The 22,830-nt window shown below is 64.4% G+C and carries 22 protein-coding genes; 10 read left to right on the forward strand and 12 right to left on the reverse strand.

Annotated features, from left to right (window positions below):
* Positions 1–270: 270 nt before the first annotated feature.
* From ABFD92_06655 to ABFD92_06685, 7 genes are all read right to left on the reverse strand, one after another.
* Complete coding sequence (locus ABFD92_06655; GenBank protein ID MEN6504200.1) at positions 271–1,122, reverse strand: TadE family protein; 852 nt, start codon at positions 1,120–1,122, stop codon at positions 271–273.
* A gap of 101 nt (positions 1,123–1,223) precedes the next feature.
* Positions 1,224–1,889, reverse strand: coding sequence for an A24 family peptidase (locus tag ABFD92_06660; protein ID MEN6504201.1), 666 nt, complete (start codon positions 1,887–1,889; stop codon positions 1,224–1,226).
* Positions 1,890–1,922: 33 nt separating this feature from the next.
* A complete protein-coding gene (locus ABFD92_06665; GenBank protein MEN6504202.1) occupies positions 1,923–2,129 on the reverse strand; it encodes a hypothetical protein in 207 nt (68 codons plus the stop codon).
* Positions 2,130–2,176: 47 nt separating this feature from the next.
* Positions 2,177–2,356, reverse strand: coding sequence for a hypothetical protein (locus ABFD92_06670; protein MEN6504203.1), 180 nt, complete (start codon positions 2,354–2,356; stop codon positions 2,177–2,179).
* A 132-nt stretch (positions 2,357–2,488) separates the two neighbouring features.
* Positions 2,489–3,598, reverse strand: coding sequence for a CpaF family protein (locus ABFD92_06675; protein MEN6504204.1), 1,110 nt, complete (start codon positions 3,596–3,598; stop codon positions 2,489–2,491).
* A gap of 365 nt (positions 3,599–3,963) precedes the next feature.
* Positions 3,964–5,511, reverse strand: coding sequence for an FAD-dependent oxidoreductase (locus ABFD92_06680; protein MEN6504205.1), 1,548 nt, complete (start codon positions 5,509–5,511; stop codon positions 3,964–3,966).
* Between the two features lie 263 nt (positions 5,512–5,774).
* Complete coding sequence (locus ABFD92_06685; GenBank protein ID MEN6504206.1) at positions 5,775–6,947, reverse strand: site-2 protease family protein; 1,173 nt, start codon at positions 6,945–6,947, stop codon at positions 5,775–5,777.
* Positions 6,948–7,234: 287 nt separating this feature from the next.
* On the opposite strand from ABFD92_06685, the gene ABFD92_06690 reads away from it, so the two are divergent.
* Positions 7,235–7,636, forward strand: coding sequence for a hypothetical protein (locus ABFD92_06690; GenBank protein MEN6504207.1), 402 nt, complete (start codon positions 7,235–7,237; stop codon positions 7,634–7,636).
* Between the two features lie 3 nt (positions 7,637–7,639).
* Here the strand turns inward: ABFD92_06690 and ABFD92_06695 are convergent, their stop codons facing one another.
* On the reverse strand, positions 7,640–8,752 hold the full coding sequence (locus ABFD92_06695; protein MEN6504208.1) for a glycoside hydrolase family 99-like domain-containing protein: 1,113 nt from the start codon (positions 8,750–8,752) through the stop codon (positions 7,640–7,642).
* Between the two features lie 134 nt (positions 8,753–8,886).
* Here ABFD92_06695 and ABFD92_06700 point away from each other — a divergent pair, with 134 nt between their 5' ends.
* The 4 genes from ABFD92_06700 (at position 8,887) to ABFD92_06715 (ending at position 12,655) form a co-directional block, all read left to right on the forward strand.
* A complete protein-coding gene (locus ABFD92_06700; protein MEN6504209.1) occupies positions 8,887–9,174 on the forward strand; it encodes a DUF1330 domain-containing protein in 288 nt (95 codons plus the stop codon).
* Between the two features lie 224 nt (positions 9,175–9,398).
* Positions 9,399–9,803 carry an Rrf2 family transcriptional regulator gene (locus tag ABFD92_06705; GenBank protein ID MEN6504210.1) on the forward strand — a complete coding sequence of 135 codons (405 nt, stop codon included), beginning with the start codon at positions 9,399–9,401 and terminating at the stop codon, positions 9,801–9,803.
* A gap of 471 nt (positions 9,804–10,274) precedes the next feature.
* Complete coding sequence (cooS, locus tag ABFD92_06710; protein ID MEN6504211.1) at positions 10,275–12,158, forward strand: anaerobic carbon-monoxide dehydrogenase catalytic subunit; 1,884 nt, start codon at positions 10,275–10,277, stop codon at positions 12,156–12,158.
* Positions 12,155–12,655 (forward strand): 4Fe-4S dicluster domain-containing protein, encoded by a 501-nt coding sequence (locus ABFD92_06715; GenBank protein ID MEN6504212.1) that lies wholly within the window; start codon positions 12,155–12,157, stop codon positions 12,653–12,655. Before cooS ends, ABFD92_06715 begins: the two co-directional genes overlap by 4 nt.
* Before the next feature lie 189 nt (positions 12,656–12,844).
* Here ABFD92_06715 and ABFD92_06720 read toward each other — a convergent pair whose 3' ends face one another.
* Positions 12,845–13,165, reverse strand: coding sequence for a GYD domain-containing protein (locus ABFD92_06720; GenBank protein MEN6504213.1), 321 nt, complete (start codon positions 13,163–13,165; stop codon positions 12,845–12,847).
* Positions 13,166–13,251: 86 nt separating this feature from the next.
* Between ABFD92_06720 and ABFD92_06725 the strand changes: the two genes are divergently transcribed.
* From ABFD92_06725 to ABFD92_06740, 4 genes are all read left to right on the forward strand, one after another.
* Positions 13,252–14,922 carry an NAD(P)/FAD-dependent oxidoreductase gene (locus ABFD92_06725; protein MEN6504214.1) on the forward strand — a complete coding sequence of 557 codons (1,671 nt, stop codon included), beginning with the start codon at positions 13,252–13,254 and terminating at the stop codon, positions 14,920–14,922.
* 41 nt (positions 14,923–14,963) lie between these two features.
* Positions 14,964–16,127: a Fic family protein gene (locus ABFD92_06730; protein MEN6504215.1), complete on the forward strand. Its 1,164-nt coding sequence runs from the start codon at positions 14,964–14,966 to the stop codon at positions 16,125–16,127.
* A complete protein-coding gene (locus ABFD92_06735; protein MEN6504216.1) occupies positions 16,127–17,089 on the forward strand; it encodes a tetratricopeptide repeat protein in 963 nt (320 codons plus the stop codon). The genes ABFD92_06730 and ABFD92_06735 overlap by 1 nt, the downstream gene beginning before the upstream one ends.
* 149 nt (positions 17,090–17,238) lie before the next feature.
* Positions 17,239–18,504: an alpha-L-fucosidase gene (locus tag ABFD92_06740; GenBank protein MEN6504217.1), complete on the forward strand. Its 1,266-nt coding sequence runs from the start codon at positions 17,239–17,241 to the stop codon at positions 18,502–18,504.
* A gap of 522 nt (positions 18,505–19,026) precedes the next feature.
* Here the strand turns inward: ABFD92_06740 and ABFD92_06745 are convergent.
* A complete protein-coding gene (locus ABFD92_06745) occupies positions 19,027–20,127 on the reverse strand; it encodes a uroporphyrinogen decarboxylase family protein (protein ID MEN6504218.1) in 1,101 nt (366 codons plus the stop codon).
* A 160-nt stretch (positions 20,128–20,287) separates the two neighbouring features.
* Here ABFD92_06745 and ABFD92_06750 point away from each other — a divergent pair, with 160 nt between their 5' ends.
* The gene (locus ABFD92_06750) at positions 20,288–20,476 is read left to right on the forward strand and encodes a hypothetical protein (GenBank protein MEN6504219.1); all 189 of its coding nucleotides are present in this window, start codon (positions 20,288–20,290) and stop codon (positions 20,474–20,476) included.
* Positions 20,477–20,733: 257 nt separating this feature from the next.
* On the opposite strand, the gene ABFD92_06755 is transcribed toward ABFD92_06750, so the two are convergent.
* Positions 20,734–21,471 (reverse strand): SIMPL domain-containing protein, encoded by a 738-nt coding sequence (locus ABFD92_06755; protein ID MEN6504220.1) that lies wholly within the window; start codon positions 21,469–21,471, stop codon positions 20,734–20,736.
* 202 nt (positions 21,472–21,673) lie between these two features.
* Positions 21,674–22,798: a uroporphyrinogen decarboxylase family protein gene (locus tag ABFD92_06760; protein ID MEN6504221.1), complete on the reverse strand. Its 1,125-nt coding sequence runs from the start codon at positions 22,796–22,798 to the stop codon at positions 21,674–21,676.
* Between the last annotated feature and the right edge of the window lie 32 nt (positions 22,799–22,830).

Genomic DNA, 22,830 nt, shown 5'->3' on the forward strand with positions numbered 1-22,830 from the left:
CCTGCTAACGGCAAAAAAGCCCCGGCGCATCCGGCGCCGGTCAATTCCCTCTTAGTTTACATCGGAGAACGATTCATCGCACGATACGTTTTCATCCCTCCGTCTGACTGAAGAATCAACAACCGACGACGAGGACGAGGACGACGACGAGGACGAGGGAACGTGATGGAGCGTTTCTTGTTTTCTCGTCGTCGTCCTCGTCCTCGTCGTCGTCCTCGGTTTCTTCTGCTGCTTCAATCGAAACTTCAAACCTGCCTCTTCAGGCAAGCGTTACTCAAACGTATCCGGCGTGACGAAATCGGCCACCCCTTCGTTGGTGAGCACCTGTCTGGCGCGGATCACCAGGCCCAGTTCGCCGGCGCCGAAATCGAGGTTCTGGCGATTGTCCGAGTCCATCTTGGCGAACAACCACCCCGCGTACGGCACGGAGAGGTAGAACGTGTGCTGGACCGTCACGGCGATATTTTCGTTGTCGGCGTAGAGGGTCTGCCGCCCGGCGGCGGGGTCGTCCAATTGGATCGAGGTATAGCGGTCGGCGTACTGGCGCTTGCGCGAGATGATCTCGCCGATCCACGTCGGCGCCGCGGCGCCATATTCGTCAAACAGATTCGCCAGCGGCGCGTTGAGCTCGGCGTCGCGCGGGGGAAGGTCCGGGCTCGAACACGAAACCGGCGTCACCGCCCACACCGCCGCGCGGCGAATGCGTTCGGTCTTGGCCGAGGGCGATAACCCAACAAAGTTGTGCGGTTCGTCGGCGCCGGCGTAGAGGGGCACGGTGACTACGGCCGTCCGCGCGGCGCAGTACGCCGCATAGTGTACGCAGACGTTGCCCACCATCAGCAGCGACGACTGGATCATCAGCAGCACCAGCATCAGGGCGATGGGCAGCACCATGACGAACTCGAGCATGGCCCCGCCGCCCTCGTCGGCAGCGATCGAAACGCCGGCCACTCGCGCGCCGCGCCCCAGAGCCCGCAGCACCACGACGATGCCCGCCAATCCCAACGCGGAAACGGCCCCCACCGCCACCGCCAGCGCCAGACCCGACAGCAGCCATCCGGCCACGGCTACCCCCGCCAGCGGCCAGAGCACCACGGCCAGCCCCAGCAGGATCTGTGGCAAAGGCTTTCCAGCCTGTGGCAAAGGTGGCACAGGCTTTCCAGCCTGTGTTGCCTGCCACAGCCTGGAAAGGCTGTGCCACCTGTTCCTCGCCTGCGCCATCGTCAAAACGCTCCGATGAAATCCAAAGACAACTTGCCCTGCCGCACGAAGATCTCCACCAGCGCCGCGGCCGAGCCGATGCACATCGCCAGGCCCAGGGGCACCTTGGGACTGTCAGCCCGGGCCGGGTCGGGCCCTTTGGTGCGACTGGCCAGCGACACCCACAGAAACTGGCCGATTCGCTTGAGCGTCGCGCCCGTCACGCCTCGCACCACCATCAGCGCCAAGGCCATGAAGGCCGCCACGATCAGCCCGTAAAACAGCGCCGCCAGGGCGAACCGCATGCCCGTCAAGGCTCCCACGGCGGCCATCAGCTTCGCGTCGCCGCCGTGGATGCCCCCGGCCATCGCCGCCAGCAGCAGCGGGCCGCCGGCCAAGAGCAGACCCAGCACCGCCCCGAGCAGGCCGATGGTGGCCGGGTCGTCGCCGCGGGCCGGTGTGCCCGTGAAGCCTCCCACCAGCGTGTGGCCGATGAGACCAATGGCGATCGCCGGGTACGTCAACCAATTATAGATTTTTCCGCTGCGGACGTCGGTCACCGAGGCGATGATCAGCACCACCGCCAGCACGGCGTAAGCCCACAGGACAGTCCGGGAATCCCAGAGCCGATCCCACGGGCCAACGCCGGCCAGCATGCCCGACGCCCACAGCACGCTCGCATGCACCATGAGTGCCCCTTGCGGCTGTGGCCGTCGCGGCCGTTACAGCGTCGAGGGATCGGTGCCGCCGCTGCCGCCCTTGATGGCCTGCCAGGCCTCGCCCGCCCAGCGCGAGATATCCTTCCAGAAGAAGATGATCACCGCCAACAGGGGCAGGGCCACTGCGGCGAAGATCAGCACGTACTCGACCATGTCCGCGCCGCCTTCGTCGTTGTGCAGTTTCTTGAGAGCCTTGAGCAGAGTCTTCATGTCACGTCCTCATTCGATCGGCAAGTATGCACCGGGTCCCGCGCCGACTACGGGAGCGGCAATGTCGACATAAACGTCACCAGGCGGTAGTGCTCGCCGATGACGGCCAGCAGAACCTGAAACACGTAAATCATCGGAAGCACGAAAAACACCAGCAGCAGCACCCACTCGATGGCCGTCTGGCCTCGCTGGTCGCTGTGCAACCGCCGGATTGTGCTGCAGTTCATCATGACATCTCACTACCAGGTGCCGTGGCGGGAGGGCTTTAGCCCGACAGCCACGACTGCAATGATTCAAGGTCCGGGGGTCGTGGCTCTCCGGGCCTTGGGCCCTGCGCGCCATGGCACCCTGCGCACCACTCAAACCTCCGCGAAAATCTCGCTGCAGTACTGCCACGTCCCCGTCAGCGTGCGGACCTTCGGTTCGTCGGCGAACGCCGACCGCTGTCCCGTCCAGACCAGCGTCTCGGTCGGGCGCCCGCGGTCGTCGCGACCGAAGGCGAAGATGTCGCGCAGGCGATGGCGACCGTCGTCGCCTATGGGCAGCACTTCGGACACCGCCGTGATCTTGCGATGGCCGCTGGAGAACCGCGTCATCTGCACGATGACGTCGATGGCCGAGGCGATCTGCGATCGCAGGGCGTGCAGCGGCAGTTCCACCTTGTTCATCATCGCCAGGGTCTCCAGGCGATTGAGCGCGTCCATGGGCATGTTGGCGTGCAGCGTCGACATGCTGCCGCCATGTCCGCTGGTCATCGCCTGAATCATATCCAGCGCCTCGCCGCCGCGAACCTCGCCGATGATGATCCGGTCGGGCCTCAGACGCAGCGACGAGCGGAACAGGTCCGCGATGCTCACCTCGCCGCGCCCCCACCGGTCGGGAAGGCGGCTTTCCAGGCTGATCAGGTGGTCCTGCTGCAGGTCGAGTTCGGCCGAGTCTTCGATCACCACGATGCGCTGGTGCGCCGGGATGAACGAGCTGAGCACGTTGAGCAGGCAGGTCTTGCCGCTGCTGGTGCCGCCGGCGACGAGGATGTTCTTCTCGGCCAGCACGCAGCTCTGGACATATTCGAGCACCTGCGGGGTCCAGGTGTTCAGTTCGACCAGGTGGCCGGCGTTGAAGCCCACCTTGGAGAACTTGCGGATCGTCATGCACGTTCCCGCCCGCGACAGCGGGGCCAAAACCACGTGTACGCGACTGCCGTCGGGCAGGCGGCTGTCTACCAGTGGATGCTCGGCCGTCAGACGCTTGCCGGTGTACTGCAGCACGTTGTTGACGGCCGCCAGCAGCGCCGCTTCGTCCTCGAACCGCACGTCGGTGCGCGTGAGCTTGCCGCCGCGCTCGATGTAGACCTCGTCGAAGCGGTTGATCATGATCTCGGAGACCGAGTCGTCGTGCAGGAAACCGGAGATCGGAGCCAGGAAGTGCTCGACCGTCGCGGCAAAGATGTTGATTTTCTGCTCGGGCATCTCAGGTCTCTTATCGGTGCGCGGCCGTGACCGCATTGAGGTTAACGCTCCGGAAACAAATTTATCACAAACCGAGGGAATAATTTCGCCAGTGGCTTGAGCGCTTGAGTGTAGATAGACCCCCAGCGGCAAACAAGACCTTTTGGAGTGCGGCAGCCTTAGCTGCCGCTTTGGTAGTTTTTGGGACGGGCCAGTGCGTGCGGCTGCGAACAACGACGGGTGCCACGCACAACTCCGTTGTGCGTGCCCATGTGCCTTGTGCCAAAGAGACTGGTCAATGGAAGGGGCACGGCCCTGATCCTTGGGCTCCCCATTCGCGATCTGCGCTCGGGGACACGCACAACGGAGTTGTGCGTGGCACCCCGCTAACATTGGCGCGCTTCGTCCAGCGTGGGCATTTCCGGTCGCTTGAGCAGGTCGTCCAGGCGCAGCAGGTCCAGGTCGCGTTTGCACGACGCGGCGGCGGCCACCTTGCCCGACTTGAGGTAGTACGCGATGAATGACCGCCCCGGCAGGTCGCCGTCGATGACGATTTCGTCGAACTGGCGGGCGTAGCCCAGGTAGCGAACCGACAGCTTGAACTGCGTCGTCCAGAAGAACGGGACCCCGCCGTATTGCGTCGATCGCCCGGCCATGTTCATCGCGGCGATCTGCCCGAGCTGCTCGGCCAGCCGCCAGTGCTCGATGCGGATGGGCCCGCCGCTGCGCCAGTCGGGGAACATCGCAATATCCCCGGCGGCGTAGACGTCGTTGCCGGCATGCATGGTCGAGTCGACAGTCAAGCTGCCGTCGCCGTTGAGCGCCAGACCCGATTCTTTGAGAAAGTCCGTCGCCGGACGCACACCCACGCCGACGACCACCAGGCCGGCCGCAAGATGATGCCCGTCGTCCAGAACGACAGCCTCCACTTTCTCGCGGCCCTCGAACCTCGCCACGGTGCGACCGAGGCGGAACGACACGCCGTTTTCCTCATGGAGCCCTTGGAACACGCGCCCGATCTCGTCGCCAAGGGTGCGTTGGAATGGTACGGAATCGGGTGCGACAACCGTGACGGACAGGCCGCGAGCCCGTAGCGAGGCGGCGACTTCCATGGCAATAAAGCTGGCGCCGATGACGACGGCTTTGGTTTCCTGCGTCGCGGCGGCGACGATCTTTCTGCAATCGTCGAATGTGCGCAGGGTGAAGATGTTTGCCAGCGTGGCCCCGGGCGCATCGAGCGTGCGGGGGAGGGCGCCGGCGGCCAGCAGCAGCTTGTCGTACGCCACCTCGCCGCCGCCGTCGAGGATCACGCGGCGGCCGGACACGTCGACACCTGCCGCGGCGCGGTCGAGCTGCAGCTCGATGCCCTGCTTTTCATAAAACGCAAGGCTGCGCAGATAGGGCTCGAACTCGCCTTTGGCCATGTACGACTTGCTCAGGTCCGGGCGGTCATAGGGGCGCTGGCTGTCGCGGCTGATCATGACGATTCGCCCGCAGAAGCCTTCTGCCCGCAGCGTCTGGGCGGCGGTAAACCCCGCGCCCCCGCCGCCGACGATGACAAATGCGCGGCCGTCGCGGGCGAGGTCCGGCGGCGTCAGTTGGGGTAAGCGCGACCGCTTGATTTTCTCGGGCAGCGTGACGATGAGCGCCTCGCCCTCGACGCGAAGATCGAAACGACAGAGGCAATCCTGCGCCGGCGGCTGGCGCAGATCTCCGCCGGCGGCATCGAACTGCGCGTGGTGCCACGGGCAGCGAACGCGGCCATCCTTGAGCAGCCCCTTGGCCAGCGGACCGTCGTAGTGCGTGCATTTGGCCTGCAGGGCGTAGTATTGCCCGGCGATGCGAACCAGCAGCAGTTCCGTTTCGCCGGCCTGGACAGACTTCATCTGCCCATCCTGCAGGTCATCGATGCGGCCTATCGTGAAGTCGGACATAAGTAATCCCCAGAAAACAAATCCGAAAAACGAAATTCGAAATCCGAAACAAGGAGCAAACAACAAAAAGAAAACAACGAACCGAAAAACCGGGCGGACTTGGCATCAGTCCACTAAGTCCCTGTCCAGTTTATTCGGTTGTTGTTGTTCTTTTTGGTCTGCTTTTGTTTTTGCTTCTTGTTTCGGATTTCGATATTCGATTTTCGGATTTTCCGTTTTGCTTTTTGTTTCGAATTTCGGGTTTCGAATTTCGAATTTTCTTTTCACTCTTCCGGGGGCTCGACCTTTCTGATTTCCTCGTCGCTTTCCAGCGCCATCTTGCTCGAGAGGAACTTCAGCAGGTCGCGCAGGGTAATGATGCCCACCAGCGTGCCGTGGTCGACCACCATCAGGCGGCTGGCCTGAGCCTGCGTCATGCGCGTCAGGGCGTGCATGGCGTCTTCGTTGGGCGGAATGCTGTTCTCGTCGCTGCAGGGCTGCATGATCTCGCCGACGGTCTTCATGGGCCACTGCTCTCGGGGCACCTCGCGGACTTTCTGGGTGGTGACACATCCGGTAAGCTGCCCGTCCTCAACCACCGGGAACATCTTGAAGTGGTATTGGAACACCTTGTCCTCGACGAGGTCCTTGAGGTTCAGCGACGTCGGAACCGTCACCGGCTCGGTGTTCATGAACCGGTTGAGCGGCTCGCCGTGAAGCATCTCGCGAACGAGGATCTGCTGGTAGCCCTGCTTGGCGGCCGACCGCACGAACAGGCCGATGACGATCCACCACACGCCGCCGATGACGTTTCCGCCCAGCAGCAGTTCCAGGATCCCCAGCCCCACCAGCACGATCCCAAACCCCATGCCCACGCGCGACGCCACGTGCGTGGCCCAGCGCAGGTCCTTCTTGATCGCCCACAGCACCGCGCGCAAGATGCGCCCGCCATCGAGCGGGAAGCCCGGAATCATGTTGAAAACCAGCAGGATGATGTTGATCAGCCCCACCCACTGCAGCACGCCGACGACCTCATTGGGCCAGCCCACTGCCGCCGCGCCGATGGCCGCGACGATAAACACAACCCCCAGCACCAGGCTGATCGCCGGACCGGCCGCTGCGATGAGCCCTTCGGCTTTGGGCGTCGGCGGTTCGTCGGACATCTCAGCCACCCCGCCGAGCATGAACAGCGTGATGCCCTTCATCGGCAGCCCGTACGCGCGGGCGACCAGCGAGTGGCACAGTTCGTGAATTACGATAGACGCGAACAGCCCCAGCGCCGCCGCCAGGGCCATCGCCAGGTAAGACCCCCACGCCAGGCCCGGAAACTGGGCCGGAAAAACGCCCGCCCCAAGCGACCAGACCACCAGAACCAGGATTACCAGCCAGCTCAAGTCGATCCGGACGGTAAACCCCAAAATCGTGAACAGCTTGATGGATCGATTCAACATAAACATCTGTCTCCCCCCTTCGTTCCGGCTGTTAACTCCTGGTCCGGCCCAAGAGGCGTTCGTCTGGAAGCCACTTTCAATTTTAGGCCCGCCTTCGCGCCGCTGAAGGCGCCCGCCGGAGGCGCCGCCTGCGCGTCCGAGCGGCGCGGTCGCATGATCAGGCAGATCCCGCGCAAGTCCTGTCTGCCGCCGACGCCGGTGAGGCTGTCTCTCACCACCTGCCGGAACGGGACCTATGCCAAAACAGGCAGACCGCCCTTGAACTCTTTGAGGCCTCGGCGCTACTATTTCCCATGTTCATATGGGAAATCCTTCTGTCTTCGCTATTGGCGGCCGTGCTGAGCATGGTGCTGATCCTCGTGCTTGGGCGCACCGGACCCGGTCCGCTGATGGGCTTTCTCTTCTTCTTCATCACGATCTTTCTGGCGACCTGGGGCGGCGGACTGTGGCTGGGACGCATCCGCCCTGGAGAGTGGATGGTCAACTGGATGGGCTACGTCCTGGTAGCCATGCTGCTGTGGCTGGTGCTGGCGGCCGTGCTCCCGCGCCAGACCCGAACCGCGCGGCGCGCGGACGAGACCGCCGTGCCGGTCGTGCAACCCAAAGCCGCCCAGCCGCTGGCGCTGGGGATACTGTTCTGGCTGATGGTGCTCTTCCTGCTGGGCATCATCGCGGTCAACTATTACTTCTTCTGATGATCACCGCGTGGAGGCCGCCATCGCGTCGCGGACGGCTTCGAGATATCCGTTGCCGAACACCGTATCGGGCTCCAGATAGCTCCCCTCGCTCCACTCGTTCCAGCTATTGACGGTGATCAGGCGCGGCGACAGGCGGCGGGCGTCCACGAAATCCATCGCCTCCCGCATGAACCCGCCGAAAAGCGCCGGGCTCGTCTGCGTGACCAGACCGTGCAGCGACGTCTTGAACCGCGGATTGGTGTCCCACCCGATCGACACGTGAGGATAGAACGGCACGGAGAACTCGTTGGACCATTTCGCCCAAGCCCCGACCGCCTGGCGGCCCCAGGCGTCATACGGGCCGTCGGCCGCAACGTAGTGCGCCCACTGGTAGTTAGTGAGGCTGTCGAAGCCCAGATACGAGAGCGTCTGCTCTTGCGTGCCGGCCGGGTCGTCCAGAACGCCGCCCTTGGACAACGGGACGTTGCGCCACAGGATGGCCTGGAGGTGCAAGCCGGGCAGTCCCGCCGCCTGCACGTTGGCGCGCAGGGCGTTCAGGGCGTCGCGCGCGGCATCGAGTCCGCCCAGGCCGCGGATCAGCGTGCCGACCTCATAGATCGACAGCACCGGTTTGCCGTCGATGCGATAGTACGACGGATGGCCGAAGTACCGCTCGATCAGCCGCCGCGTGGCAGCGTCGAACGTCGGCCGGTCCACCGCGCCGGGATAGATCTGCTTGTACGCGTGCGATTGCTCGAGGTCCCACAGCGTCGAGGCGTCGTGGTTGGCCCACATGATGTAGAAGCGGATATCGCCGTTGTTCCGCGCGCCGAGGAACCCCCGATTGAGCGCCTCCTCGAGGAACGGCTGATTCTCGTACCAGTACCAGTCGAAGATGAACACATTGACGCCGTGCCCAGCCGCCGCGGCGATCTTCTGCTCCATGACGCGCGGGTCGGCCTCGTCCTGGTATCCCCAGGCCGGCACGCGCGGCTGCCAGTGCCCCTCGAACTTCGGCGCGGCGGCGCGGATCGTCTGCCACTCGCCCTGCCCCTGGGGCATAAACCGCCGCCACCGAGGCTCATCGTGATACGCCGGCCAATAGTACGCCGCGATGTCGTAAGGTTGTTGCATGGTTCTTTCGCCTTGAAAGAGGGATGGACCAAGTCGGCGGGATTATACCCCGCCGCATCCAGTGGCGGCTTCTACTATTCCGCGAGCGGGCCAAGGAGGCGCGGCGGTACAATGTTCGCAAAGGAGCTACCACTATGGCAGCGTACGCTGTGTTCACGCGCGAGAGACTGCGCGATGCGGAAGAGATGAAGAAGTATTCCGATCAGGTCGGCCCGACGCTCGAGGGGCATCCGGTCAAGGTGCTGGCGGCGTATGGGCCGCAGGTGATGCTCGAGGGGGCGGGCGTCGAGGGCGTGGTGATCCTGGAGTTCCCCTCCATCGCCGCGGCCAAGGCCTGGTACGACAGCCCGGCGTATCGCAAGGTGCGCGAGCACCGCTTCAAAGGCGCCGACTACCGAGCCGTGATCGTCGAAGGGCTCTGAGGTTCACCGCAGAGGCCGCAGAGATCGCAGAGGGGAGGAAAGATGGAATACTGGAATGATGGAACTACAGGAAGAAACAGCCTGATCTGACCTCTCTTGGTCTAGTCGCCCAATATTCCAGCATTCTTTATACCTTCTTCCTCCGCGTTCTCTGCGCCCTCTGCGGTGAATCCTTGACGCCGGCGGGCATGTCTGCTACGCTTTCGCTATCCTTTGGAGCAGCCATGATCACACGGGAAGCTGACTATGCCATTCGCACGGTGCTGGCGCTGGCCAAGCGGCCGCGGGACGCGGTCGTGCCCACGGCCGAACTGTCGCAGGAGATGGACATCCCCTTCCGCTTCCTGCGGCGCATCGCGGGCAAGCTGGTGCGTTCGGGGATCGTGGCGGCCCATCGCGGCAACGGCGGGGGGCTGCGGCTGTTGCTGAGCCCGCGCGGGCTGACGCTGCTGTCGGTGGTGGCGGCAGTGGACAGCCGCAGCATCAAGCTCAACACCTGCCTGGTCCGCAAGGGCAACTGCCCGCGATCGGGCCACTGCAGCGTCCACGAGGAACTGGCCCGCCTGCAGGAGGCCCTGGAGGGGATGCTCGGTCAGGTGACGTTTGAGAAACTGGTTAAGAAACAGTAATCAGTAAAACGTAGTCAGTAATCAGTAATCGGTAAACGGTAATCAGGTTTGGGGCTGCGATGTTCGGGGGCTGCACTTTCTTGCACTTTGTTGTACTTTTCACAGCGGTTTGCGGGGAAGGAACCGCAACGCCATCGGACGAGGGGCGATCGGGGACAGCCCTCTCTACCTCGCCAGTTTCAAAAACCAGATGTCCTGCAAAAGGAAAATATTTTCCTTCTCTGGACCGATTGCGGTTTCCCCGCTGCGCCAGTGCAAAAGAATTTGCGACTTGCCCAGAATTTCTCCCCCCAGTTGTCCAGTCACTATAATTAGGCTGTCAGGGGACGAGCCGCTCCCATCTTTGAGCCCGCCGACCACCAGCGCCGATACTGATTACCGATTACTGATTACTGTTTTTTTTAAACCTCCCCTTGACTTGCCCGCGCCGAATGATACTATTCCGGTGTCATTCAAGAAAGGACCCCCACCATGACCCGCTGCGCTTCGGCTGACTCGTGCTTGTCCGACTTTCTCGCCCGCCATGGCGACGTCAACACGGCCTTCGACCGCATCGTCGAGCAGGAGGTCAAGTGCCAGTTCGGCCAGCTTGGCGTGTGTTGTCGCCTGTGCTCCAACGGTCCCTGTCGCGTCACGCCCGACGCGCCCAAGGGCGTCTGCGGCGCCACGGCAGACACGATGGTCGCCCGCGGGCTGCTGCGGTCGGTCGCCGCCGGGGCGGCGTGCTACCTGCACGTGGCCGAGTCGACGGCGCGGCGGCTCAAGGCTATCGGCGAGGGCGTTTCGCCGCTGACGATCCGCTCCAAGGACAGCCTCGACGCCCTTGCGGCCAAGCTGGGCGTCGCCGGCAAGACATGGCAAGATAATGCCCGCAACGTCGCCGACGCGATCCTGGCCGACCTGTACAAACCGCGCGGCGAGACGATGAGCCTGATCTCGCGCATGGCGCTGCCGCAGCGCGTGGCGGTGTGGGAGAAGACCGGCCTGCTCAGCGGCGGGGCCAAGAGCGAAGTCTTCGACGCGCTGGTCAAGACCTCGACCAACCTCAACACCGACGCCGTCGACCAACTGCTGCACTGCCTGCGACTGGGCATCTGCACGGGCCTCTACGGGCTGCAACTGACCAACCTGCTCAACGACGTGCTGATGGGCCAGCCGACGATCCGCCAGGCCAAGGTCGGCTTCCAGGTGGCCGATCCGGCGTACGTGAATATCGCCGTCACCGGCCACAGCCACTCGGTGTGGGCGGGGCTGATCGAGTTCCTCGAGACCCCCGCCGGGCAGCAGATCGGCAAGAGCGCCGGCGCGGCGGGCGTGCGCATCGTCGGGCTGACGTGCGTGGGGCAGGACATGCAGCTCCGCGCCTCTTCGGCGGGCGACTGTTACGCGGGGCAGGCGGGCAACAACTTCACGCAGGAGGCGCTGGTGGCCACCGGGGCGATCGACCTGGTCGCCAGCGAGTTCAACTGCACGCTGTCGGGCATCGAGCCCATCGCCGCCAAGATGCTCACCCCGCTGGTGTGCCTGGACGACGTGGCCAAGCAAACCTCAGCCGCCATGCTGGCCGACGTACACGGCAAAGAAGCGGCTTTGGCCGAACAGGTGACGCGGCTGGCCGCGGCGGCGTACGCCAAACGGCGCGGGCAGGTGAAGATCGACGTGCCCAAACACGGCTACGACGACGTGGTGACCGGCGTCAGCGAGCAATCGCTGGTGGCGCTGCTGGGCGGAACGCTCGACCCGGTGATCGACCTGATCAAGGCAGGGACGATCAAAGGCGTCGCGGGCGTGCTGGGCTGCTCGAACCTCGCCGCGGGCGGACACGACGTCACGACCGTGGCGTTGACGCGCGAGCTGATCAAGCGGGACATCCTGGTGCTCTCGGCCGGCTGCACCACCGGCGGGCTGTGCAACACGGGCTTCTGCTCGCCGTCGGCGGCGCAGTGGGCCGGTCCGGGCCTGCGGGCGGTGTGCGAAAAGCTGGGCATTCCGCCGGTGCTGAACTTCGGCCCGTGCCTGGCCATCGGGCGCATCGAGATGGTCGCCCACGCGCTGGCCGAGGCCATGGGCGTCGACCTGCCACAACTGCCGGTGGTGATCTCCGCCCCGCAGTGGCTCGAGGAGCAGGCCTTGGCCGACGGGTGCTTCGGCTTGGCTTTGGGCCTGACGCTGCACTTGTCGCAGGCCCCGCCGATTCTGGGCTCGCCGCTGGTGACGCGCGTGCTCACCGCCGACCTGGAGGGCATCACCGGCGGGCGCGTGATCGTCGAGGGCGACCCGGTCAAGGCCGCCGCCGCGATGGAAGGCGTCATCGACGCCAAGCTGGCCGCACTGGGCCTGGGGGTGGGCGCATGAGGACCAAGGTGATCCGCCGCGAGTTGTGTACCGGGTGCAAGAACTGCGAGATGGCGTGCATCGCCGCGCACAGCGAAGGGCCGGCGCTGGCGGTCTATCTGGCCGCCGGCGCGGAGGGAGCCCCTCGCCCGCGCGCCAAAGTGCAGCGCGACGCCGCCGGCGCATTGGTCCCGCAGTTCTGCCGCCACTGCAAAGAGCCCGCCTGCGTCGAGGCATGCATGAGCGGCGCCCTGGCTAAGCGCGAGGACGGGCTGGTCCTCTGCGACAGCGACCTCTGCGTCGGCTGTTACATGTGCGTGATGAGCTGCCCGTACGGCAACGCGAGGCCGTCGATGGGCCCGGACGACATGATGCTCAAGTGCGACGGCTGCCACGACCGCGACTGCATGGCGTGCGTGAAGGCCTGCCCGACCGGCTGCCTGAGCTGCGAGGAAGGCGCCGAGGCGGTGGTGTACGTCGAAGCCCAGGCGGCGCCGGCCGCGGGAGGTGAGCGATGAGGCACGTGATTATCGGACCCAGTGCCGCCGCGACGGCCGCGTCTCTCGCTTCGCTCGCGACTGCGCCCTGGGCTGACGAATTGCAGGCCTACGGCCCGCATGCCAAGGATTCGCCATTGGGCCCAACAGCATCCAAAGCGGCGTCGCTGCCGCCGCAGTCCATAGGTCGCCCGCCGCGGCGCGGGGTTGTCATCGCCGCGCCGAGGCCGTCTGCCGCTGCGATTTGAGCGTGCCGATGAACTGCTTCCACGGCGTGGCGGACATTGTCTCGGTGGTGGCGTGGCCGTACGCACGGATGATCATGGCGGCGTGCTCGGCGTCGTCGCGGCTGGGCGCTTCGATCAGATCGACCACGTCGAAGCGGCCCATCAAGGCGTAGCTGTCCTTCCAGACGACGTCCGGGCAGTCTTCCTTGATGCGCTGCTTGACCTCATCGGCGAGGGCGGGCAGATCCTGCGGGTCGCGGAAGGCGTCGGGCGAGAGCTTGCTGAGGATAACGTAGGTGTCCATGCGTCCCCCTTTCTGATGGATTATAGCGCGGCGGACGAGGAGTTGGGGCACTGAGGCGACCAGGCCGAGGAGACATACAATTCGCCATGCCTGATGTGGATGCGACACGACCGCAAGATTTGCCCGGCGCCGACGCGGTCATTGTCGGCTCGGGACCTAACGGGTTGGCGGCGGCGGTCGCTCTGTCGCAGGCGGGGCTCAAGACGCTGGTGATCGAGCAGGCCGCCACCATCGGCGGCGGCCTGCGGACGGCTGAGCTGACGCTGCCGGGGTTTCGCCACGACGTCTGCTCGGCGATTCACCCGCTGGCGCTGGGCTCGCCGTTCTTCCGCTGGCTGGCGCTGGAGCGGCATGGGCTGGAGTGGATTCACTCCCCCGCCCCGCTGGCCCACCCGCTCGACGGGCGCGAGGCGGTCGTGATCGAGCGGTCCGTCGAAGACACAGCCGCCGGCTTGCTGGGCATCGACGCCGGGGCGTACCGCGACCTGATGACCCCGCTGGTGCAGCGATGGGACGCTCTGCTCGAGGACATTCTCGCTCCGCCGCACATCCCGCGACACCCCTTCACGCTGGGGCGATTCGCCGCCAACGCCGCGCGATCGGCGCGGGGGTTGGCCCAGAGGCTCTTCGCTGGCCCGCGGGCCCGCGCGCTGATCGCCGGCCTTGTAGCGCACTCGGCGATGAGCCTGGACGCCTCCCCCTCGGCGGCCTTCGCTCTGGTCCTCGCCGCCGCAGCGCACGCGGTCGGCTGGCCGCTGCCCCGCGGAGGCTCGCAAAGCCTCGCCGACGCCCTGGCCGCGTACATCACGACCGCCGGCGGCTCGATCATCACAGGCGTCAATATCCAGAGCCTCGACGATCTGCTGCCTGCTCCTGCGTGCCACGGGCGTCCCGCCCATGCTCTTTCTCTGTGGCATGGGCGTCCCGCCCATGCTCTTTCTGTGTGGCATGGGCGTCTCGCCCATGCTCTTGGGTGGCATAGGGGTCACCCGTGCTCAGCGGATCCGGGTTCAACGATCAGGGACACGCACAACGGAGTTGTGCGTGGCACCCGTCCTCTCGTGCTGCTGGACGTCACGCCGCGTCAAGTGCTCGCCCTCGCCGGCCACCGCCTGCATCCGCGATATCGCCGACAACTCCAGCGATACCGCTACGGCCCGGGCGTCTTCAAGATCGACTGGGCGCTGGCCGAACCGATCCCCTGGCAGGCGGCTGACTGCCGCCGCGCCGCCACGGTTCACCTCGGTGGAACCTTCGACGAGATCGCCGCCTCCGAGAACGAAGTCCTGCGTGGGCAGCACCCCCAGCGGCCCTTCGTGCTGCTGGCCCAGCAGAGCCTCTTCGACCCCACCCGTGCGCCCGAGGGCAAACACACCGGCTGGGCGTACTGCCACGTGCCCAACGGTTCGACCACCGACATGACCGACGCCATCGAGGCCCAGGTCGAGCGGTTCGCCCCCGGGTTCCGCGAGGTGATCCTCGCCCGCCACACGCGCACGGCAGCCGCCCTGGAAGCGTACAACCCCAACTGCGTCGGCGGCGACATCAACGGCGGGGCCATCGACTGGCGGCAGCTCTTCTTTCGCCCCGCTCTGCGCGCCAACCCTTACGCGACGGGCTTGCCGGGGGTGTACATCTGCTCATCCTCGACGCCCCCCGGCGGCGGCGTCCACGGCATGTGCGGCTACCACGCCGCCCGAGCGGCACTGAAAGCCGCCCAATCAGCTATTAGCGATTTTGCCAGTAATCGCAAATAAGGCCCTTGCTTATTTTCGCCGTCGCAAATAAGATTCCAGACATGAAGAAGCCCTCAACTCAACCTCTCACCGGCCGCTACGTGCGATGCGCGGGCGGGGTTCGGGCGTTTATTCCCGCCCCGTTGCCCCCCGAGATCATCTGGACGCCCAAGCTGCTCCGCGCCTTGTCAGAGGCCGATCGTCTGATCGGCCAACTTGCCGGCGAAGGACGCAGCCTGCCCAACCCGCACCTGCTCATGCGGCCGTTCATCAAACGCGAGGCCGTGCTGTCCAGCCGGATCGAAGGCACCCAGGCCACGCTGGGAGAATTGCTTGCAGCCGACGCCGGGGCGGTCGTGGGTCGCAGCCCCGAGGACCTGCGCGAGGTGGGCAACTACGTGGTCGCCCTGGACCATGGCATAAAGATGCTCAAGAAGCTTCCCCTTTCCCTGCGGCTGGTCAAGGAGATCCACGCAAAGCTAATGCAGGGGGTCCGCGGCGGCGTGGCAACCCCGGGCGAGTTCCGCCGCAGCCAGAACTGGATCGGCCCGCCCGGAGGCACGCTGGCCAATGCCTCTTACGTGCCCCCGCCGCCGGATGAATTGCTCGCGTGCCTGGGCCAGTGGGAAAAGTTCCTGCACGACCGTACGCTGCCGGCGCTGGTCCAGGCCGCCCTGATGCATTACCAGTTCGAGGCCATCCATCCCTTCCTCGACGGCAACGGCCGCGTGGGGCGGCTGCTGATCACGCTGTTTCTGATCGAGCGCGAGGTTCTGCCCACGCCGCTGCTGTATCTCAGCGCGTTCTTCGACGCCACCCGCGGCGACTACTACGACCATCTCTCAGCCGTCCGCACCGACGCGGCATGGGGCGCCTGGCTGGAGTACTTCCTCAACGGCGTGGCCCGCATGTCCGCCGACGCCCTCAGCCGCGCCGAACGCATCAACGCACTTGCGGCGCAGTGGCGCGAGAAAGTATCGGCCGCCACGTCACGCGCGGCGGCGCAACTGGTCGATCTGCTGGTCGAGAACCCGTACTGGACAATCAGCAAGGCCGCCCAACGCCTGGGCGTAGCGTTTACGACCGCGCGCCGCGCGGTGGAAAAGCTCGTGCCGTTGGGCATCCTGCAGCAGACCACCGACACCCGCCGCGACCGCGTCTTCTGCGCCACGGCCATCATGAACATTCTGGACGAACCGGCCAGCATCGGAGGCGCTGCAGAATAATGAAAAGGAAAATCGCACTGATAGTGGTTCTCGTTGTGCTGGGGACAGGGGCAGCCTTGGCGCTCTTCTGGAACCGCCCGCAAGAGGAAGCCGAGGACGTAACGGCGTTGATGGCTGAGGCCTCAGTGTTATGTGATCAAGGAAAGTATTCGCAAGCCGAGCCCTTGCAGAAGCGCATCCTGGCGATCAACGAAAAGAGCCTTGGCCCGGATCATCCTGACACGGCTAGATCCTTGAATGATCTGGGCATCGTCTATCTGGAGCAAGGCCAGTATCAGCAAGCCCAACCGCTCTTGAAGAAGGCTTTGGAGACAAGAGAAAAGTCAGCCGGATCCGACTACGCCTCCATAGCGGCCTCACTAAACAACCTGGGAATGCTTCACAAACTTCAAGGTAACTATGCGGCCGCAGAGCCATTCTATAGACGGGCTTTGGCGATCCGTGAAAAAGAGCTCGGTCCTCATCATCCCTATGTGGCCCAGTCCCTCAATAACCTTGCGACTGTGTACTACGCACAGGGTGAGTTTGGTGAGGCCGAGGCGTGCTTCAAACGCGCCCTGGCAATTAAGGAAAAGGTTCTGGGCTCCGACGCCCCCGCTGTGGCAACATCTTTGGGTAATCTGGCCGAAGTCTATCGTGCCCAACGCAACTGGGCTGCGGCCGAACCGCTTTACCGGCGAGCCTTGGAAATTGACGAGAAGGCCCTTGGCAATGAGCATGCTTCTGTGGCAATCGACCTGAATAACCTCGCGTCACTTTACTGCGACCAAGGCAAGTATTCAGATGCCGAAAACCTTCTCAACAGATCCTTGGCAATCATGGAGAAAGCGCTGGGGCCGGACCATCCGAATGTGGCTGGCGTTCTCAAGAGCATGGCACTTTTATCTGAAGCAAAGGGAGACAAGGCCAAAGCCGAGACACTCAGAGCCCGTGCCGCGAAGATTACGTCACAGCCGCGCTGAGGCAATCGTCGCCGGAACGGCCGGCCCCTTTCGTTAGCAAATCAACGACGAACAGTAGTCTGCGCAATGATCAACGTGATAGACTGCCTTGAATAAATCCTTAGAATGACTGGCCTCTTTAATGTCTTCCCTTATAAAAGAGCATTTATATGCCTGATGCGAAGACCAAGCGGTACCTGGCGGCGGTGGATAAGACTCGGCCGGCGCGGATGAAGTGGTGGAACGAGGCGCGGTACGGGATGTTTGTTCACTGGGGGCTGTACGCGCAGATCGCCCGCAACGAGTGGGTCATGAACTTCGAGGCCTGGGAGAAGGACGAGTACGACGCCTTTGCCGACACCTGGAAGCCCAGGCCCCGCGCCGCTCGCGAGTGGGCAAAGCTGGCCGTCAAGGCCGGCATGAAGTACATGGTCCTGACCACCAAGCACCACGAGGGGTTCTGCCTCTGGGACACGCAGCAGACCGACTTCAACGCCGTCAAACGCGGGCCGCGACGCGACCTGGTGGCCGAGTTCGTCGACGCCTGCCGCGAGTTCGGCCTAAAGGTCGGGTTCTACTACTCGCTGATGGACTGGCGCCACGACGACGGAATGCGCTGCGGCAAAGATGAATCCGCCCGCCGGCGGTTCGTCGACTTCACCCACGCCTGCGTGCGCGAGCTGATGACCAACTACGGCAAGGTCGACATCCTCTGGTACGACGTCTCGTGGCCGCTGAGCAAAGCGGAGCAGTGGGAAAGCGTCACGATGAACGCCATGGCCCGCAAGCTCCAGCCGCATATCCTCATCAACGACCGCTCGCAGATCCCCGAGGACTTCAACACCCCCGAGGGGCAGGTAAAGCCCTCCGAAGCCGGCCGCGGCTGGGAGGCGTGCATGATGTCGGACGAGACCTCGTGGGGCTACATGCCCTCCGCCGCGGCAGACACCGTCACCGCCCGCGACATCCTCCGCATGCTCGCCACCGCCAGCGCCAACCAGGGCAACCTGCTGCTCAACGTCGGACCGGCGCCGGACGGCACGATCCCCGCCACCGCGGCAGAGCCGCTGCTGACCGTCGGCAAGTGGCTCAAGCTCAACGGCGAGGCGGTCTACGGCCGCCTGGACCGCAACAACCTCTGGGGCTCGGCGTGCGGGATCTCGTCTCTGCGCGGCAACACGTCGTACTTCTGGTGCCGCAACTGGCCCGGCCGCGAGATTCGCCTGGGCAATTACCCGACGAAACTCAAGAAGGTCTCGTTCCTGGTCAGCGGCCGTCCCATCGAGTACGAGCAGCGCGAAAAGTGCATCATCCTCAAGAACCTCCCGCCGACCAGCCCCGACAAGCTCGCCGGCGTGACGATCATCAAACTTGAGTTCGCAAAGAAACCCGAGTTCATCAATGGCGGCGCCACGACGATGGCCTTGGGCCTCTGAGAGCCGCTTTCACCGCGGAGATCTTGACGCGGCCTCGCTTCGCGCGGCCGCAACCAAAGGCGGGGTCTCGCCGCCCAGAGCCTTGAGCCGTTTCGCCGGCCGCCGTCGCCGTGGGACCCCAGGCCCCAAGCCGGCCCCCCGTGAGCCTCCGTTTGGGGCCTGCCCACGACACCGACGGCCTGATCTCGCTGCTATTGAAGCTGTCGTGTTTCTCTTCGCCACCGGGGGGGACCTCCGACGGAGTCGGCTCGGGATGGCGTTGTTGTTTCGTGCCATCCCGTGTTGTGGGTTATCGCTGATGCAGCAAATCTTCGCAGGAAGAAAAGAAATGGACGGTTAGCATCGCGCAGACCGCAGAGTTTTGTCAACGGTTCAGGGATCGAATCAGCCGCTGAGGTCGCTGAGGCCGCAGATGGAAAAGGTTGTTTTATCTTCTACCATCCTCAGCGTCCTCAGCGACCTCTGCGGCTCAATCTGCCCATGCCACAGAGACCGCGGACGCGGCGCCCGCGATTTGCGACTTCAGGCCTCCATCCACTGGCGCACCGCCTCAAAGCGGTACAGCTCGGTGGCCAGGCCGTCGCAGCCCAGCCACAGCACCATGTGGGCCTTGCGGAGGCGCGGGGTGTAAAGGCGGTCGAGCTCGCGCCATATCTCCTCGCGCGTGACGCGGGGCTTCTGGAAGACGTTGGGGTTGAAGATCGTCCCCAGCAGCACGACATCCTCGCCCAGCACGTCCAGCGCCCGCTCCGGCGGCACGTCGCCCACGCTCGGCGGCGTCAGGGCGTTGATCGCGTCGGCCCCGGTCCGCGCGATCAGCCCCAGCAGGCCCTCCAGGCGCCCGCACATGTGCAGCACCACCTTTCGGTCATGCTCGTGCATCACATCCACAAGGTCGGCGATCTGCCCCAGCGAGTACCGCTCGTAGATCGCCGGACTCGTCAGCGTCGTCGAGGTGTTCTCGACGGGGCAGACAGCCGCCACGTCCATCCGCCGCGCGATGATGCGATACTCGGCCATCCGCACGGCGTGCATCGCGTCCATCAGGGCCTCGACCTCGCGCGGGCGGTCGGCCAGCAGGTAATAGAAGTTCTCCAGGCCGATGTCCATCTCGATGAGCTGCTGCACCGGCGAGGGCTCCAGCGTGAGCATGTAGATGCCGTCGTCGCCGATGGCCGCCTGCACGCGGGCCAGCGACTCCTCCGCCGCCGGTGCGGCCGCTTCCTCGACCAGCGTCTCGCGCCACAACGCCGTCGCGCACGCCAGGTCCTCCGGCGTCGCGATGGGATACTTCACCGGATGCCCCGCCCGCCACGCCGACTCCAACGTTCCCCAGCGGCAAACCGTGCGGGTCCGCCACGTGCCGTCGCCCTCGCCCGCCGTCTCGACCGTGCATGGCGCCACCCGCCGGTACGGCATGGCCGCGCACTGGTCTGCCGCCAGCGCCGCGTTGCCGAACTGCAGAATGTCGCACCCGATCGCCCGATAGAACTCCAGCACCGGGCACTCCCGCAGCCGCCTGGGCATCAAAGACCGCCCAGCCGCATCGGCCACGGTCGTCCAGCTCAACCGGTCCGCGCCGCGGCGGTTGAGGATATTCGTAATGCACTCGCGCCCGTTCATGGAAGACATCTTACCGCGGCGTGTCCGGCGAAGTCGCTGACATTCAGCGAGCCTACGACCTGCAACCTGAATCGCGACCGATCGGCGCTGCTACAATTCACTGAGCACAGTTCAAGGCTCCGGCGATATCGGGACATGCCGGCCCGGCGAGGTGAGGAACATGAAGACGAAGATCAAGACACATGGCTCCCAGGCCGCCAAACGCTCAGCCGCCGCCAAAGGCGGCCGCAAGACCCGAAAGGGATCTCTGCCGCGACAAACGGAGTTCTGGCGTCAAGAGACACAGACCCTGCGCCACCAGCAGCAGGCGGTCAGCCTCCGCAAGAAGCCCATCGCCTACTCCGAATGAACAACGAAGACTTGCTACACAGGACACAAAGGGCGCAAAGGCCGGCTGCGTTACAGAGAAAATAAAGATTTCCCCGTCCGTCCGGCTCGGGCACCTACATCTTGGTCTATGACATCGGGGGGGCGGTGAGGTGATGCTGCAATTCCTGAATCTGGAGAGGCTGGAAAGCTTCCGGGGCCGCTATCGTGCCAAAGATGGAAGAGAAGTTGTCCTCGAACGATAGCCGCAGAAAACTCAATTTGATGTTCGTACTGCCGTTATTTCTGCGGCTCAATTCGATATTCAAGCGTGACGACGGCCTTGGCGGTCTTCTCGATTGTCGAGGTGTCGTAGACGCCGTAGCCGGAAGTATCGGTGGAGTTTCTCTTGGTGATCTGCAGAACGCCCTGCTCGGCCGAGACCAGGGCGCCGACTTTCGCGTGGCTGTTTTCGGCTAGCGCCAAGGCGCGGCGGTAGCCGTCGTCGGTGGCTTTGGCCAGCAGCTTCAGCTTGGTGTCTTTCAGGTCGCTGACGAGAAACTCCGGGGCCGTCACGCTGATGTTAATGTCTTCCTTGATCAATCCCGCAATGCTTATCGCAGCGTCTCTGATCCGCGTGACATTGCCCGAGGTCACCACGACCGTCTGGTTGGCGTCATAAAACTCCACTTCGTTGGTCTCGTTTCCCTTATCGTTGCGTTTGTTGACCTGGGTCGTCTGGATCGTGCCGGTCCCGATCTCCGATTCGACGAAGCCTTTTTGTTTCAGGTGCTCCAGGATGGCGCTGCGCCCGACCTGCAGCTTGTCGTAAGCCTCTTTGAGACTCGCACCGCGGACATGGTTCGAGCACGCAAACTTGCCGATGTCCGAAACGATATCGGCCTCGGCATAGCCTTTGACCGTGATAGGCTTCTCGTGCTTGATGTTGACGAAGAACTTCGACAGCACAACCGACGATGCAATCAATCCCAGCGCCAATATGGCAGCGGCGGCTGCCAGTTTTATCGCCTTGCCCATTTGATATTCCTTTAGGCCAGACTGTGTGTAGGCATTATCACGCCGCGACGGGAGTCTGTCACGGATAATGCCCGCCCGCGGCCTTGTCCGGCGATGAGACAAGCGAAGCAGCGGGTCTATTTTGCGAAAATGAAATTTCTTTCGCACGGAGGCGATTCGAAAAACGTCAAGCCGCCCGGCGGCGGGAGCAAGGCGTTCGCGCTCAGCCCAGGGGCGGGGCGATTTTGGCCAGGGTTTCGCCTACGACTTCGCCGTAGCGTTTGAGGCGCTGGGGGGTGGTAGCCCAGGTTGTCGGGCTTCCGGCGCAGATGGCGAAGCGGCGTTGTTTGCCGATCCCGCGGGCCTGCTCGGCCGCGTCGGCGCGCCAGAGCTCTTCGCTGCCCTGCTCGATCACCTGGAGGATCTGGCTGTTGCTGAACAGGCAGACGCCCTCCCCGACGGCGCTGCGGATCTCGCCGATGTCGTTGCGGTAGTTCTTCATCGACGACTCAGTCTGCAGGCAGTCGATCCCCAGAGCGGCCAGGTGCGGCAGGCGCGGGCCGACCCAGCCGAGGTACTCCTGCACCGCGATCATCCCCGCGTCGTGGATGGCGTCGACCATCCGCTTGAGGTACGGCAGAACGAACGTGCGGAAGTGCTCGTCGCCCAGCAGCTCGGCCCCGCAGGGGTATTCATTGATGCGAACGGCATGCATGCCGCAACGGCCAAAGGCTTTGATCCAGGCGATCGTCCCTGCCGTGGCCCGCTCGGCCAGAGCATGCACCAGCGAGGGGTTCTCGATCAGCGCCTCGTACACGCCCTCGAACGTCAGGGCGCGGTAGACGTTGCTGAAGGCCCCGCCGACGTTGCCGAAGAGAAAGACGCTGTCGCCCAGTTCCTTCGCGAGCAGGCGGGTGAAGTCAAAGCTGCCCGCGGCGAGCAGTTCGTCGACCGACTGCGGCGCCGGCTCGGCTTCGACCTCGGCGGCGCTGTGGTATCGCTGTTGGGTGACCGGCTCGTCTTTCCAGAACTCCGGGAAGGGCGTCTCGACGCCGCTGGCCAGTTCGATCAGGACCGGCACGCCGTCATCGACGCGGATGCTGTAGCGGCTGTCCTGCCCGCAGGGTCCGCAGCCGGCCATCAGCCAGTCCAGGCCGACCTGCTCGTGCATGGCCCGGAAGCACGCCAGGCGCTGGGCGTCGGAGCCGAACTGCACGTGCAACCACGTCAGGCCAAGCATCTGCGGCCAATACGGCATGAGCGAAAAGTCCGGGTACGGGTTGATAAACGGGTAGCGGTCGAACGGCTGGCCGGCGATGGCGGCTTTCATGCGCTGCAGCGATGTCATTGCGGTGCGATCCTTTCTTGCGTCTCATCCGG

The organism is Planctomycetaceae bacterium (genome assembly GCA_039680605.1).
Classification (GTDB): domain Bacteria; phylum Planctomycetota; class Phycisphaerae; order SM23-33; family SM23-33; genus JAJFUU01.

Coding starts and splice junctions, on each gene's coding strand:
- ABFD92_06660 (MEN6504201.1), bottom strand. CDS start 1,889: ATGGTGCATGCGAGCGTGCTGTGGGCGTCGGGCATGCTGGCCGGCGTT.
- ABFD92_06665 (MEN6504202.1), bottom strand. CDS start 2,129: ATGAAGACTCTGCTCAAGGCTCTCAAGAAACTGCACAACGACGAAGGC.
- ABFD92_06670 (MEN6504203.1), bottom strand. CDS start 2,356: ATGAACTGCAGCACAATCCGGCGGTTGCACAGCGACCAGCGAGGCCAG.
- ABFD92_06675 (MEN6504204.1), bottom strand. CDS start 3,598: ATGCCCGAGCAGAAAATCAACATCTTTGCCGCGACGGTCGAGCACTTC.
- ABFD92_06680 (MEN6504205.1), bottom strand. CDS start 5,511: ATGTCCGACTTCACGATAGGCCGCATCGATGACCTGCAGGATGGGCAG.
- ABFD92_06685 (MEN6504206.1), bottom strand. CDS start 6,947: ATGTTTATGTTGAATCGATCCATCAAGCTGTTCACGATTTTGGGGTTT.
- ABFD92_06690 (MEN6504207.1), top strand. CDS start 7,235: ATGTTCATATGGGAAATCCTTCTGTCTTCGCTATTGGCGGCCGTGCTG.
- ABFD92_06695 (MEN6504208.1), bottom strand. CDS start 8,752: ATGCAACAACCTTACGACATCGCGGCGTACTATTGGCCGGCGTATCAC.
- ABFD92_06700 (MEN6504209.1), top strand. CDS start 8,887: ATGGCAGCGTACGCTGTGTTCACGCGCGAGAGACTGCGCGATGCGGAA.
- ABFD92_06705 (MEN6504210.1), top strand. CDS start 9,399: ATGATCACACGGGAAGCTGACTATGCCATTCGCACGGTGCTGGCGCTG.
- cooS (MEN6504211.1), top strand. CDS start 10,275: ATGACCCGCTGCGCTTCGGCTGACTCGTGCTTGTCCGACTTTCTCGCC.
- ABFD92_06715 (MEN6504212.1), top strand. CDS start 12,155: ATGAGGACCAAGGTGATCCGCCGCGAGTTGTGTACCGGGTGCAAGAAC.
- ABFD92_06720 (MEN6504213.1), bottom strand. CDS start 13,165: ATGGACACCTACGTTATCCTCAGCAAGCTCTCGCCCGACGCCTTCCGC.
- ABFD92_06725 (MEN6504214.1), top strand. CDS start 13,252: ATGCCTGATGTGGATGCGACACGACCGCAAGATTTGCCCGGCGCCGAC.
- ABFD92_06730 (MEN6504215.1), top strand. CDS start 14,964: ATGAAGAAGCCCTCAACTCAACCTCTCACCGGCCGCTACGTGCGATGC.
- ABFD92_06735 (MEN6504216.1), top strand. CDS start 16,127: ATGAAAAGGAAAATCGCACTGATAGTGGTTCTCGTTGTGCTGGGGACA.
- ABFD92_06740 (MEN6504217.1), top strand. CDS start 17,239: ATGCCTGATGCGAAGACCAAGCGGTACCTGGCGGCGGTGGATAAGACT.
- ABFD92_06745 (MEN6504218.1), bottom strand. CDS start 20,127: ATGAACGGGCGCGAGTGCATTACGAATATCCTCAACCGCCGCGGCGCG.
- ABFD92_06750 (MEN6504219.1), top strand. CDS start 20,288: ATGAAGACGAAGATCAAGACACATGGCTCCCAGGCCGCCAAACGCTCA.
- ABFD92_06755 (MEN6504220.1), bottom strand. CDS start 21,471: ATGGGCAAGGCGATAAAACTGGCAGCCGCCGCTGCCATATTGGCGCTG.
- ABFD92_06760 (MEN6504221.1), bottom strand. CDS start 22,798: ATGACATCGCTGCAGCGCATGAAAGCCGCCATCGCCGGCCAGCCGTTC.